This window comes from Terriglobales bacterium (assembly GCA_035624455.1).
GTDB lineage: Bacteria > Acidobacteriota > Terriglobia > Terriglobales > Acidobacteriaceae > DASPRM01.
Genome location: DASPRM010000129.1, coordinates 1 through 12,787, shown reverse-complemented (window position 1 = coordinate 12,787; position 12,787 = coordinate 1). Strand labels below are relative to the sequence as shown.

At 57.3% G+C, this 12,787-nt stretch carries 13 protein-coding genes; 7 read left to right on the top strand and 6 right to left on the bottom strand.

Translation table 11 applies throughout. The features are described from left to right. The first annotated feature begins 2 nt into the window (after positions 1 to 2). The gene (locus VEG30_14645; protein HXZ81165.1) at positions 3 to 851 is read left to right on the top strand and encodes an energy transducer TonB; all 849 of its coding nucleotides are present in this window, start codon (positions 3 to 5) and stop codon (positions 849 to 851) included. 335 nt (positions 852 to 1,186) lie between these two features. After that, complete coding sequence (locus VEG30_14640) at positions 1,187 to 2,008, top strand: energy transducer TonB (GenBank protein ID HXZ81164.1); 822 nt, start codon at positions 1,187 to 1,189, stop codon at positions 2,006 to 2,008. Between the two features lie 33 nt (positions 2,009 to 2,041). Here the strand turns inward: VEG30_14640 and VEG30_14635 are convergent, their stop codons facing one another. Beyond that, positions 2,042 to 2,359, bottom strand: a complete 318-nt coding sequence (locus VEG30_14635) for a YtxH domain-containing protein (GenBank protein HXZ81163.1) — start codon at positions 2,357 to 2,359, stop codon at positions 2,042 to 2,044. A gap of 147 nt (positions 2,360 to 2,506) precedes the next feature. Between VEG30_14635 and VEG30_14630 the strand changes: the two genes are divergently transcribed. After that, positions 2,507 to 3,640, top strand: coding sequence for a potassium channel family protein (locus VEG30_14630; protein ID HXZ81162.1), 1,134 nt, complete (start codon positions 2,507 to 2,509; stop codon positions 3,638 to 3,640). A 44-nt stretch (positions 3,641 to 3,684) separates the two neighbouring features. Here the strand turns inward: VEG30_14630 and VEG30_14625 are convergent, their stop codons facing one another. From VEG30_14625 to VEG30_14610, 4 genes are read right to left on the bottom strand one after another with little or no spacing between them, the layout of a single operon-like run. Beyond that, positions 3,685 to 4,392, bottom strand: coding sequence for an ABC transporter ATP-binding protein (locus VEG30_14625; GenBank protein HXZ81161.1), 708 nt, complete (start codon positions 4,390 to 4,392; stop codon positions 3,685 to 3,687). A 21-nt stretch (positions 4,393 to 4,413) separates the two neighbouring features. Then, positions 4,414 to 5,763: an efflux RND transporter periplasmic adaptor subunit gene (locus tag VEG30_14620; protein ID HXZ81160.1), complete on the bottom strand. Its 1,350-nt coding sequence runs from the start codon at positions 5,761 to 5,763 to the stop codon at positions 4,414 to 4,416. 22 nt (positions 5,764 to 5,785) lie between these two features. Then, positions 5,786 to 6,946: an ABC transporter permease gene (locus VEG30_14615; GenBank protein ID HXZ81159.1), complete on the bottom strand. Its 1,161-nt coding sequence runs from the start codon at positions 6,944 to 6,946 to the stop codon at positions 5,786 to 5,788. Positions 6,947 to 6,980: 34 nt separating this feature from the next. Next, complete coding sequence (locus VEG30_14610; protein HXZ81158.1) at positions 6,981 to 8,132, bottom strand: FtsX-like permease family protein; 1,152 nt, start codon at positions 8,130 to 8,132, stop codon at positions 6,981 to 6,983. Between the two features lie 443 nt (positions 8,133 to 8,575). Here VEG30_14610 and VEG30_14605 point away from each other — a divergent pair, with 443 nt between their 5' ends. Further along, positions 8,576 to 9,961 carry an ABC transporter permease gene (locus VEG30_14605; protein HXZ81157.1) on the top strand — a complete coding sequence of 462 codons (1,386 nt, stop codon included), beginning with the start codon at positions 8,576 to 8,578 and terminating at the stop codon, positions 9,959 to 9,961. 560 nt (positions 9,962 to 10,521) lie between these two features. Continuing rightward, on the top strand, positions 10,522 to 10,953 hold the full coding sequence (locus VEG30_14600) for a ribonuclease HI family protein (GenBank protein ID HXZ81156.1): 432 nt from the start codon (positions 10,522 to 10,524) through the stop codon (positions 10,951 to 10,953). Here VEG30_14600 and VEG30_14595 read toward each other — a convergent pair. Next, entirely contained in the window at positions 10,930 to 11,319 is a 390-nt protein-coding gene (locus VEG30_14595) for an MGMT family protein (GenBank protein HXZ81155.1), read from the bottom strand. The genes VEG30_14600 and VEG30_14595 overlap by 24 nt on opposite strands. Before the next feature lie 168 nt (positions 11,320 to 11,487). Here VEG30_14595 and VEG30_14590 point away from each other — a divergent pair, with 168 nt between their 5' ends. Together VEG30_14590 and VEG30_14585 are read left to right on the top strand one after the other, a co-directional pair. Then, entirely contained in the window at positions 11,488 to 12,327 is an 840-nt protein-coding gene (locus VEG30_14590; GenBank protein ID HXZ81154.1) for a hypothetical protein, read from the top strand. Then, positions 12,327 to 12,787, top strand: a 461-nt coding sequence (locus tag VEG30_14585) for a YceI family protein (GenBank protein HXZ81153.1), incomplete at its 3' end; no start/stop codon positions are given. The genes VEG30_14590 and VEG30_14585, both read left to right, overlap by 1 nt.

Below are 12,787 nucleotides of genomic sequence, written 5' to 3'. Positions count from 1 at the left end.
TTGTGCGCCGGGAAGAACCTGAGATTCTGCCTACGCTATTTGGTGCGGGCTACGGAACCTACAAGGCCGATTCCAAGAACTTCATCTTATCTTTCTTAGTGCACACCCTCGCGGCGATCCTGCTGTTGACCTCAGGCTACTGGATGGTGCAACACAAGCAGGAAATCAAGCTCCAGGTGTCCAACCTGGTTACGGATATCAGTCCTTATATTCTGCCGCCTGCGGCCACCCGGGCCGGCGGCGGTGGCGGCGGCGGCGACCGTGACAAGCTGCAGGCGCCTAAGGGTGCTCTGCCAAAATCTGCCTGGGAACAGATTACGCCTCCCGCGGTCGTAATCCGCAACCCGAATCCCAAGCTGGCCGTAGAGCCGACGGTGGTGGTTCCACCTGAGATCAAGCTGCCGCAATCGGGTCAGCTAGGCGATCCCCTTTCCGCCGTACTAGGGCCGTCGTCCAACGGCACCGGCTCTGGTGGTGGTATTGGCAGCGGCAGCGGTGGCGGCGTTGGTTCCGGTCGCGGGCCGGGAGTTGGGCCGGGATGGGGTGGCGGCATCGGCGGTGGAGCTTTCCGCGTAGGCGGTGGGGTGTCGGCGCCGCGCGTCTTGTATTCTCCTGATCCTGAGTATTCAGAAGAAGCGCGCAAAGCCAAATATCAGGGGACCTGCGTGCTGTGGGTGGTCGTGGGACCGGATGGACGCGTGCACGACATCCGCGTGCAACGCACCCTGGGCCTGGGGCTGGATGAGAAAGCGATGGAAGCAGTGCGCAACTGGAAATTCGAGCCCGCGCGCAAAGATGGACAACCAGTGGCAGTCCAGATCAACGTGGAAGTGAACTTCCGGCTGTATTAGATATTCGGAGATTTCGGGTTTGAAGGCCAAGCGCGAATGCTTGGCCTTTGTCTTTTCTGGAAGCTCGGGGACAGCGATTCCGCAATCCGTTAACGTTCCTGGAAAATTCGTGACCAGCTCACAACGAGCGATACACTATGCAACCCAAAGCGGTCTGCGATTCGGGCCAGTCTTTTGGAGGCCATGCAGATGAAACTGACGCTGACGCTCCTCATGCTTGCCTTGCTGCGTCTGCAGTGTTCCGCCCAGGATGTGAAGGTCAGGGAAGAAGCTGTTCATATGCTGGAGCGGGCCGACGCCCTTAGCACTTCCCCTGACCTCCTAACCTGGAACGTGTGGACACATTTCGCGTGTTCGATGCCGAAGCTGGGGTGCGGGAGTGCAGCTTTAGCCGCGTGGTCATTCAGGGCACAGGACGGCGCGATGAATACACGTTCGGCAGTTTCCATTTGCTGAACGTGTGGTCGCAGAGGCAGGTGGCGGTCGTGGGAACACCCGCCGTGGCTCCGCCAGAAATTGAGACTTTAATGCGAATCGCGCCCATCTATCGCGTGAGTTTCGATGGCGAAGATGTCATCCACTCGATCAGCGATCGAGATGTGAGCGGGCATGCGGCTCGCTGTATCGAGTTCGATACCATCCGGGGCGAGAAAACGGACCGCAACGAACTTTGCATGGATCGTGCGAACGGGATCCTGATATTGGAAAAATTAGGTCCCGAGTTGATCGAATACAGCGACTTCTTTCCGTTTGCGGGGGCATTGATGCCGGGAAAAATCAGCTACTCCTTCGGCGAAGCGCGGAAAATGGAAGTCGCGCAGACTATGACTGTCCTGGACAATCCCAGCCCTAACGTTCTCGCTGCACCTCCCAACGCTGAGATTCATGGACTCTGTACGACCTTCCGCCGCCCGTTCGGGGTCTACATGCCTCAACCCAAGGCCGGCAATGGCGGAGAGAGTGTCGATATCGTGGTGCGCGGCATAGTCGGGGTGAGTGGGAAACTGTTCCAGCCTGTGGTACAGACCTCTGAGCGGCCGGACCTGAACCCCGAGGCGCTGGCTACAGTGAGCCAGTGGTCCTTTGCGCCGGCAATGTGCAATGGCAAACCCGATGCCCACGAAGTGGCGCTGACGGTACATTTCCGTGGGCGCTAATCGCTCTTGAAAATCGGCGATGAATAACTTCGGCTAATCGCGGTTGAGCGCGCGGGTAACTGGGGCGACCCGGTCACGGGCTTTTTCCGCAGCCTTGCCTGCCCAGTCGCGGCCACGATCCCGAACCTTGTTGGCGATATCGCTGCCCCGGTCGATCATGTCCGAAGCCTGATCGGTCCATTCATCGAGAGCTTCGCGGGCGCCCTCGTATTTGCGGCGCAAATTCTTGCGCATTTGCTTCCCGGAGGACGGAGCGAACAGGAGAGCGGATAGGGCGCCAATGCCCAATCCGATAAACAGGAAAGTAAGCGCAATTCCAACACTGTTGCGATCATCGGAATCCCCAAACATCTTCATCCCTCCTGCGCCCCAGATTCACAACCCACGGCGCCAGCCAGTATTCTATCCCTTCGGTCGGCAGCCTCTGCTGGGATTTTCCTGTAGGCTGGGTATGCGCGCGAGCACCCGACCAGCGACATCGAGGTGCGAGGAGAAGCCATGAGAGTGCTGGCTGCAATCCTGGGGCTCCTGATCATGTGGATCATCCTGTGGGACGCCTTCGAAACGGTCATTTTGCCCAGGCGTGTCACCCGCCGCTTTCGTCTGGCAACCGCCTTTTACCGCCTCACCTGGAAGCCAGTAGCTGCAGCGGCGCAGAAGATCGAAACCAAGAAACGACGTGAGAGCTTTATCGGCTACTACGGGCCACTGTCGTTGCCGATGCTGTTGACCCTGTGGGCCCTGGGGCTGGTCTTCGCGTTTGCTCTCCTGCAGTGGGCGGCAGGTGAGCAGATACATGTATCCGACCACGCCCTGGATTTTTCCATCGTGCTTTACTTTTCCGGCACCACGTTCTTTACGCTCGGCCTGGGAGATATAAGCCCCGCCAGCGGCCTGTCGCGTTTCCTGACGGTCATGGAGGGAGGAATGGGATTCGGGTTCCTGGCGCTGATTTTGGGATACCTGCCGGTGCTGTACAACGCATTTTCCATCCGGGAAGCAAATATCACACTGCTGGATGCGCGCGCCGGTTCACCGCCGACTGCGGGAGAATTCCTGCGACGCCAAGCACCCAGCGGACAACTGCGCCAATTGTTCGCTGACTGGGAAAGCTGGTCAGCGAGGCTGCTGGAGAGCCATTTGTCTTATCCGGTGTTGGCATTCTTCCGCTCGCAGCACGACAACCAGTCGTGGCTGGCGGCGCTGACCACAGTGTTGGATGCGAGCGCATTTGCCATGGCAGCGCTTTCGGAAGAGTGCACATATCAGGCGGAGTTGACGTTTGCCCTAGGCCGGCATGCGGCGGTCGATCTCGCAGCAGTGTTTCGGACCACGCCCAGTTCACCCCCACAAGACCGGCTTCCACCGGCGGAACTGGAGCACTTCCAGAATGTGTTGTCCGCTGCCGGCTTGGCCTCTAAGCGTGGACCGGAGGTAACAGACAAATTGAATAAATTGCGCAGCATGTATGAACCGTATGTGAATGCGCTGTCGGAAAGGCTGCTTTTCCCGCTGCCGCAGTGGTTACCGGACAAACTTAAGGCTGACAACTGGCAGACCAGTCAGTGGGGGAAGGTGGCGTTGCCGGAAACTTCGCGCAAGGTACTGGCTAGGCTGCCGGATGAGGTGTAAGCAGTCTGCAGTGGGCATCGGACTGAAAGAAATCGTAATTTCGCTCACAACGGCAATAGCATGCCCTTCTCCAGGTGGCGTGTCACGTGTGAGTAGGCCGCGGCGTGCGGATCGTGAGTAACCATCACGATGGTCTTGCTGTCTTCTTCATTCAACTTCTTGAGAATCTCCAGAATCTCGGTGGCCGAGTGGCTGTCGAGGTCGCCGGTGGGCTCGTCGGCTAGAATGATCTTGGGATCGGTCACGATGGCGCGAGCAATGGCGACGCGCTGTTCCTGTCCGCCCGAAAGCTGTTTGGGGAGATGATTCACCCGGTCTTCGAGCCCAACCAGCTTTAGTGCGGTCATCACGTGATCGCGCCGCTGCTGCTTGTTCAGTTTGGTGAGCAAGAGCGGCAGTTCCACATTCTCGAAAGCGGTGAGCACGGGGATTAGATTGAACGTCTGGAAGACGTACCCGATCTTGTGGTTGCGCCACTGCGCGGCCTGCTGATCGTTCAACTTGAAAACATCCTCGTTCATGACCAGCATCTGGCCGGAGCTGGGCCGGTCGATGGCGGCAATCATATTAAGCAGGGTGGTCTTGCCGGAGCCGGAGGGCCCCATCAAGGCAATGAACTCGCCTTCCATGATGTCGATGGAGACATCGTCCAGGGCTTTGACCTCGAAGCTGTCGCGGCGAAAGATTTTGCTGACGTGCCGGGTCTCCACTACCTTGGTGCGGGTTGCGGTTGCGGTTTCCTGGGAGCTCATCCTCACCTCGAATGCAATAAATTACTTGCTGCTCTTGATGCGAATTCTGTCGCCATCTTTCAAATCGGCCGGCGGGTTGGACAGCAACAGCTCGCCTCCGGTGAGTCCATCCACCAAATAGCCGTTGCTGCGCTGGCCGAGAACTTTCACTTCCCGAACTACAGCCTTGCCGTTGTAGGCCACGAAAACCACCTTCTTGCCTGACCGATCGCGCAGCGCATTCGTAGGCACCACGCTGCCGGTCGTGACTTCTCCGGGTTTTTCCTCAGACAGGAACTGCACATTGGCGTTCATGTCCGGGCGCAGGAAGCCATCGGGATTCAAGACCTGCACTTTGACTTGCACCGTCGCCTTCTGGCGGTTGGCTTCGGGAGAAATCTCGGCAATGACGCCGTCGTACTTGCGATCGGGAAACGCGTCGGTAGTCACGATTCCCTTCTGCTTGGGGCCAAGCTTGGCAAAATCCTGCTGAGCGATGTCGAGTTCGACCTGGAGATCGTTCAAGTCAGCCAGAGCGACTACCGACCCTTGCGGTCCGCCTTCGGCGGTGCTGGCGAATTGTGCCGTGATCAGTTCCCCCTTCTCGGCTGTACGCTCCAGGATTGTTCCAGTGACAGGAGCCCGGATCTGGGTGGCGTCCAGCTGAGATTGTGCGTAGTCGAGTTGCCCCCGCGCCTGGATGACCTGGGCCCGGGCCTGATCGATCTGCTCGATCCGCGGACCAATTTTGGCCAGATCATAGGTGCGCTGCAGCGAGTTCACCCGCTGCGCGGACGCTTCGTAGCGGGCCAGGGCATCGTCGAGCGCCTGGCGGGACATGACGCCCTCAGCCACCAGCGGGCGCGTGCGGTCCAGATTGGCTTTGTCATCGATCAGCGTGGCCTTGGCTTGTTCGAGATCGTGCCGGGCACGCTCAATTTCCTGCGGACGAGAGCCCGCCTCAAGCTCCGCCAGCCGGGCCTTGGCGTACTCCAAATTACCCCGCGCCTGCTCATATTGAGCGCGAAATTCCTGGTCTTCGAGCCGGACAACTACCTGGCCCTCCTTGACTTTGTCGCCCTTCTCTACCCCCACCCAGGCTACGCGGCCGGTGACTTTGGAGTTCACGTTGATTTTGTGGTGGGCCACGATGTAGCCGGAGGCATTCAAGATTACCCCGGGCGCCGAACTGCTCTCGGCAACGGCACGCGTGACTTCCACTTCCGGCGCGGTAGAGGCGGTAATGCGGTAGACGGTGGCGGCGATTCCGAGGAGCACGAGTATGCCGATGCCGGTAAGGATCCAACGCTTGGACCACTTCGGCTCGCTCGCCCCCGTGCGGTGCGAGTCTTCGATCCGCAGCGATTTGAGTTCGTCAAGCTTGGTGGACATTGCCTTTCAATTCTAGCCGTGCTTATCCTCGCAAGGCTGCCAGAATATTCTGCCTTGCCGCATGCCAGGCCGGCGCCAGACCGCCCAGCACTCCCATAAGGGCTGCAAACAGAATGGCCGTCGCAATCACGGCCGGAGTCATCCTCATCTGAAAAATTACCTCGCTGAAGGTCACCTGGTTCGAGGTGCCGGTGGTCAGGCCGTTGAATGGGAGCATCAGAATCACCGCTATTACGGCCCCGACCAGCGAAATTAACAACGCTTCGAAGACAAAAGACGTGAGGATGCTTGGCCGCGAGAAACCAAGAACACGCAGCGTGGCAATTTCCCGCCCCCGATAGGCCACCGCCGCATACATCGTGTTCATAGCTGCGAAGCAGGAGCCAATCGCCATGATGATGGCCACCAGCGTCCCTACAAATTTGATCGCGGCGCCGCTCCGGGTTTGCTTGTCGAAGTAGCTGTTCTCTGACATGCCGTCCAGCTTAAGCCGCTGGTCATCGCTCAAGCGATTGGCGAGCGCATCGGCCGCGACCGCATCACTAGCCTGCAAGACGACCGAGGAAAAGACTGGGCGATCAAAATCGGAAGCCATCTGATTGACGTCAGCCCAAATTTCAGAATCGTGGGCAGAGCCGGCACCGTCAAAGACCCCTACCACCGTCCACAATCCTTTACCAAACTGCAGAGTATTGCCAATGTTGGCATTCGCGAAGCGTTTGCTGATCGACCTGCTGACGACGACTTCGCGTTGTCCGGTTGCGAACCAGCGACCCTCGACGAGTTTGATTTCGGGGCGCATCTCAAAGCCCACAGGATTCATGCCTCGAACGCTGACGTTGGTTTCGCCGGTTCCGTCCGAGCGCGGCAGCACGATCGCCACCATCATCTCGCCTGAAGCCAGGGGATCACCGTGGGAATCCTTCGCGATTCCGGGTAGATCCTTGATCACGCCAAACTGCTCGCGGCTGATAATGCTGGAGAGTTCGGAGTCGGATCCCTTGCGCATCGCCATGACGTTCAGCGCATTGCCGGTACTCGCAAACGCCTGCTTGAGTCCGCTCAGCAGCGCCATGATGAAGATGGCAATCGCGACCGTCAGGGCAATGCCGAGCGCGGTCATCACAGTTGCTCCCAGCCGCAAACGCAGATTACGGATGTTGTAGGAAATCGGAATCGCCATGCAAAATTGCTCCCGTTCCTCTGTTCTCAGTGTTCTAGCCCAAATGCCGCAGTCCCTCGGCAATATTCAGCGAAGACGCCCGGTAAGAAGGCAGAAACGCGCTGGCGAAGCCCACAAAAGCGGCGACCAGCAGGGCGACCACCATTGTGGGAAATGTCACCCTAAGACCAGGGCCGAAAAACTGTCCACTCTCGGCAATTGCTCTCACTAGAAATGTGGCGAGCAGCGCTCCTAAAATACCGCCCACCAGCGCCAGCGAGATCGCCTCACCCACAAACAATGCCAGGATGCCGCCACGCGTGAATCCGAGTGTCTTAAGCACCGCCACTTCGCGTACCCGCTCGCGGATTGACATCGCCATAGTATTGGCGGAAACCAGCAGAATCGCGAACACCACCGCCAGCGAAATCCCCAGGATGAACGCCTTTACATTTCCCAGCATGGCAACAAAACTCAGACCGAATGCCTTCTCGGTTTCGGTCTTCGTAGGCTGGGGCGAGTTGCGGAACATATCGTCGACGGCTTTGGCCACCCTGGGAACGGCTTCTGGAGAATCCACGCGAATGGCGAAGACTCCGACCTGATCTTTCATGTATTTGACCGATTCATAAACATACTTCTGATTGAAATACACAACATTTGCAGCGTCGGGGTCGTCGGTGTCATAGATGGCGCGAATGCTAAGTTCCAGGTTGGTCGGGAAAATCGTTCCCTGCAGCACGATGCGGTCGCCAAGCTTCCAGCCATGTTTATTCGCCAACGTGCGGCCGACCAGCGCGCCGGTCCGATCGTGGATCCAGGTCTGAAACTGATCAGGGGGAATTCTCCATTCGGTGTAGACCTTGGTGATCTCTTCCGGATCGGTTCCGAACTGAGGAAAGAAGTTTTCTGGCTTGTCGTCCTTCCACCTGCCGCCAAACCAGTTCTCGGGAGCGACGTTGACCACACCAGGAATGGCGCGAATCTTCTCACGGTAGGCCATGGGCAGAGCGAAAGTCAGCGACACCCGATGGCGCGTGATCAGGCGCAGGGCCGATTCCGGTGGGCCGCTGTCTATGTAAAAGGCTCGCCAGATGGTCATCATCAGCGTAAGCAGCAGGAGGGAAACACTGATACTGATAATCGTGAGAATGCTGCGGCGGCGATTCCGAAACGTGTTCTTGGCAACGAACTGCGTGAGGGTCATCGCGACTCCAAATTACGGGCCAGCCCTGCAATAGCTACGAGGGTCCCGTGCTGAAGGTTCCCCAATAAGGAGAATCGCCTCGTGTCAAACATGGGAAGAGCCAAGCGACCAGTTACACAGGGTTTAACCGAACTACTGGAGATTATCGCCCTACTCGACTAACGTCAGCCCTTTTAACAGAACTTTCATATCAGCTTGTACGCCTCCCTCCCGAATTAGACTCCGAATCCAGGGCTGGGTTAGCCATTTTCGGCCCTGGTCGGTGTCGGTAAAGCGTTGGAAGGACACATCCCTCCTATTTAGAAACTGCCGTGGGAAGGAACGGTTACGTACACGAAGAGGTACACACGTGCTAGCTGGTTACAACCCGTTTGAGGTGAACCCTGGTCTGGCTCGAAAGTCTAAGCTGTTAATGCTCAGTATAGACTGAAAGTCCTACTCGTATGGCTAACGGCAAGCCAGTCCTGCGAATTGGCGATCTCCTGGGTTTCGCGGTCCAACATCTGCGCGATTCGCTTCTGCGAAACTCTTTAACCACCCTCGGGGTTTCGGTGGGTGTGGCTTCGCTGGTGGCGATGCTGTCGCTGGGAATTGGACTGCAGCAGCTAGCCACGAAACGCCTGAACCGCTCCGGTCTGTTCGACTCCGTGATCATTACATCCCGGGAGTGGGATCAGTTCAACAGCATGGGCAGCCGGCCCGACACGCAGCCAAAAGAAGTCAGGGCGCTGGATATCAAGGCGCAGCAGGAGATCGCAACGCTTCCTAATGTCACTGAGGTCTATCCCGAGATCCGTTTTATGGCTGAAATGCGATTCGGAGAGCAATCACATTTTGCTCCCGTCGCGGCGCTTCCTCAGTCTTCGCGGGAACGCGAGGTATTCGACAACCTGAAGGGGAAATTCTTTTCCGGGCCGCAGGCTGAAGAGGTCATCCTGCATAACGATTTCGCCAAGCAACTGGGTAAGGACACATCAGCGCTGATCGGCAAAGAATTGGTTCTGAATTATGCGCAGCGAATGACCGCCGGCGATTCCCCGGGTTCGAAGAATAGTGGCTCGGGTGAGGCAACGGAGCAGTTGTTCTCGTCCGGGTTCTCCATTGTCAGAAAGCAGCAGCGGTTGAAGATCGTAGGTGTGATGGAAGGGGAACCCGAGCCAGCCCTGCGAGGCACAAATCGCGCGCGGGTCTTCATACCGACTCAGCTCGCCCAAAGCATGAACATTATGCTGGGATCGGACTTGCGAGAGATCGCACGCTCAACCTCCAGTGGCATGACGTTTCTCGCGCTCACCGCGCGAGTTGGCAAACCCTCTCAAGTGGAAGCGGTGGAAGACGCGGTCAAGAAGATGGGCTTTTCCGCCTTCTCCATGCTGGACGCGAGCCGCAGCTTGCGGCGCTTCTTTACCGTAGTAGACCTGTTTCTAGGCATTTTCGGAAGCCTGGCGCTGGCGGTAGCTTCGTTGGGGATTGTCAACACGCTGGTTATGGCGATCCTCGAGAGACGCCATGAGATCGGCGTGATGAAAGCCGTGGGCGCCAGCCAGGCCGACGTGCGTCGCTTGTTCTTTGCCGAGGCAGGAGCCATGGGATTCATTGGCGGGGTGATCGGGGTAGCCTTCGGATGGGCAATTGGCCGGCTCATCAATGCTGGAACCAATGCCTATTTGCGCAGCCGCGATCTCACTGGCGACACCTTCTGGGCGGTACCGTGGTGGCTGGTTGCGGGTGCAATAGGTTTCGCGATCATTGTGAGCCTGGTGGCGGGAGTGTATCCGGCGGCGCGGGCGGCGAGGCTGGATCCAATACAGGCTCTTCGCTACGAGTAGCATCAGAGGGAACTGATAATCGGGTTAAATCGTAGTCGTAAGCGGTCAGGATCAGAAAAAGGCGGGAAAAATTAGAAAGGCTGTGACATTGGTTATGCTCTAGCCGCCAACTCCTGCGAGGGAGTCAACAACGTGGAGACATGTACCGTCACAGCCCCTGATGCGATCACCGCTTTCGCAGTCCCCAACCCCAACGGTCTCCTCGCAGAGCCGTCGGTTTTTTCGGGTTTGGGCGTCCAGTGGATTGCTCCACCGCACCGAATCACTCAGTCTACTTCGGACCAGCTACTGTTTATTGAAGCTGACCCTTTCGACCGTCGACGCGCCGAATCCTAATTCATCGTGACGCGATGTCAAGACCCAAGATTTGTGCAAATGGCAATTGTTTGTGGATGCCATCCGTGCTGTGCAATTCACACAAAAATACAGGCTTGCCAGAATGGGAAATTGTATTTACCTGATTATCCACAACGATTTGCACAATCATGAAACCCAGATATCAACAAACGAATCTCTTGACCCAGCGACGCGCTTACTGCATTGTGTGCAGAACGAGCCGTATGTCAGATTTAACGGCGTACATCGATGGCGGTTCGCACGGGAGCCCGGGGCCTTCCGGTATCGGAATCGTCATTGAGCATCCCGGCGGCGAGCGCCTCCGCATCTCCAAGTGGATTGGTCACCAGGACAACAACGTCGCTGAATACGTAGCGCTGCTGGAGGTTTTGCAGCACGCCCTTGTGCTTAGAGCAACCGTCCTGCGGGTGTTTTCGGATTCGGAACTGGTAGTAAAGCAAATGACCGGCGAGTACGCCTGCAACAGCCCACGCCTATATTCCCTGAATTGGACCTGCCGCAGGCTGGCTCGGTTCCTGGAGTTCTACATAACTCATATTCCCCGCGAGTTGAACCGGGAAGCCAATCTTCTGGCGAATCATGCCGTTCGATCCCGCCAAGGGGCAGGACTTCTAGAGGCTCCGGCCGGACCGTAAGCTTCGCCCAGGCCCACTCCCGATTGACCCTTGTTTCTTCCCCTTGGATTTCCTCTTCCTCTTCTTCTTCTGTTGCTGCCCGCTGAGGAATTTGAACTCATACATTTTCATAGGGATACGGGCACCAGCAAAAACTACGCCTTCCATCTCCAGCCGCAGGCGTTGTTCCTGTGCGGAATGGCCGGTAAGCAAAATTTTTCCACCCGACCCGACAACGCGATGCCAGGGCAGGCCATCGGAGACATGGAGCGCCCAAGCAACCTGCCGCGCGGAACCGGGATATCCTGCTGCATGGGCAATGGCGCCGTAACTGGACACTTTTCCCTTGGGGATCTGACGGATCGTGCGTCGAAACGCATCAAACATTGCAGATTACTTTAGCAGCACCCCCGCCAGTACGACGGTGCCTAACCGATACGAGAAGCTAGTTGCGCAGAGGTCAGAGATAGCTTAGAGTCTCTGTACCGTTGGCCGGGTTTAAGTATGTAACGTGGGGATCCTGAGAAGTCCAGGGTGACGCTGGATTCTTACTTTATGGCCGCAAAACGAATCTTTCTCCTTTCCTTGCTTGGCATGCTGATGGCGGCCCTGCCCGCGCTGGCGGTCGATACCTATGTCCCGCTCCTGGACCAGGGCTTTCGCCTTCTGTACAACCTGGATTTCGACTCGGCGCAACAGCAATTCAGTGATTATCAGCATCAACATCCCGATGACCCGCTAGGTCCAGTTTCCGAAGCCGCAGGCTGCTTGTTCTCCGAGATGAATCGCCTGGGGATTTTGCAGGCGCAGATGTTCGTCAAGGATTCCAGCTTTAGCTCAAGGAGCAAACTGACTCCGGATCCAATGATCCGTGAGCGATTCCATGCGGCTCTGCAACGCGCTCAGACCCTGGCTGACCAGCGGCTAAAGACCAACGCTAATGATCAGGGTGCATTATTCGCCTCTACCTTGACTTCGGGGCTGAATGCCGATTACTCGGCACTCATCGAAAAGAAAAATACGGCATCGCTGACTTACACCAAGCAGGCCACTGAGTCTGCACAGCGTCTGCTGAAAGTATGCCCGGACTGCTACGACGCATACGTCGCGACTGGTATCAGTCAGTATCTGATCGGCAGCCTCTCGGCGCCTTTCCGGTGGATGTTGCGGCTGGGTGGCTTTGCCGGCGATAAGCAGCAGGGAATTTCAGAGTTGCGGCTGGCGGCAGAAAAAGGTCACTACCTGGCTCCGTTTGCGCGCATACTTCTTGCCATCGCTTATTTACGGGATAAGCAACCCCAATCCGCGCGAGTGTTGCTTGCAAGCTTGCGAGACGACTTTCCCGGAAATCCCCTGTTCGCACGCGAACTGGCACGCCTCGATTCCGGCCAGTAATGACATTCTGGCGCAGGCCCCAACTGCCTTTTGTAGTTGTTTTGCTGTTGGCGGCGAATTCCCTCTTCGCTGCGCCTCGAGCTATTGATACCGAGCGTTCTACCATCACTATTCGCGTCTTCAAGTCAGGCTTGTTCTCTGCGTTTGCAGACAATCATGACATTTCGGGCACGATTGCTTCGGGCCGCCTGGATCAGGATGCCAGAAAGGTCGAACTGACCATTCGTTCCGCGGACCTCAAGGTCATTGACTTGAGTCTGGATCCGGCCAAGCGCCAAGAAGTGCAGACCAGAATGGTGGGCCCCGAGGTCCTGGACGTTGAGCACTATCCTGAAATCCGCTTTACTTCCCGATCCGTGGAGCCACGTGGGGACAGCGGAGACAAACGAGAGTGGCTGGTGCAGGGGGAGTTGACTCTCCATGGGCAGACCCGGCCTTTGTCCCTTCATGTCACCGAGAG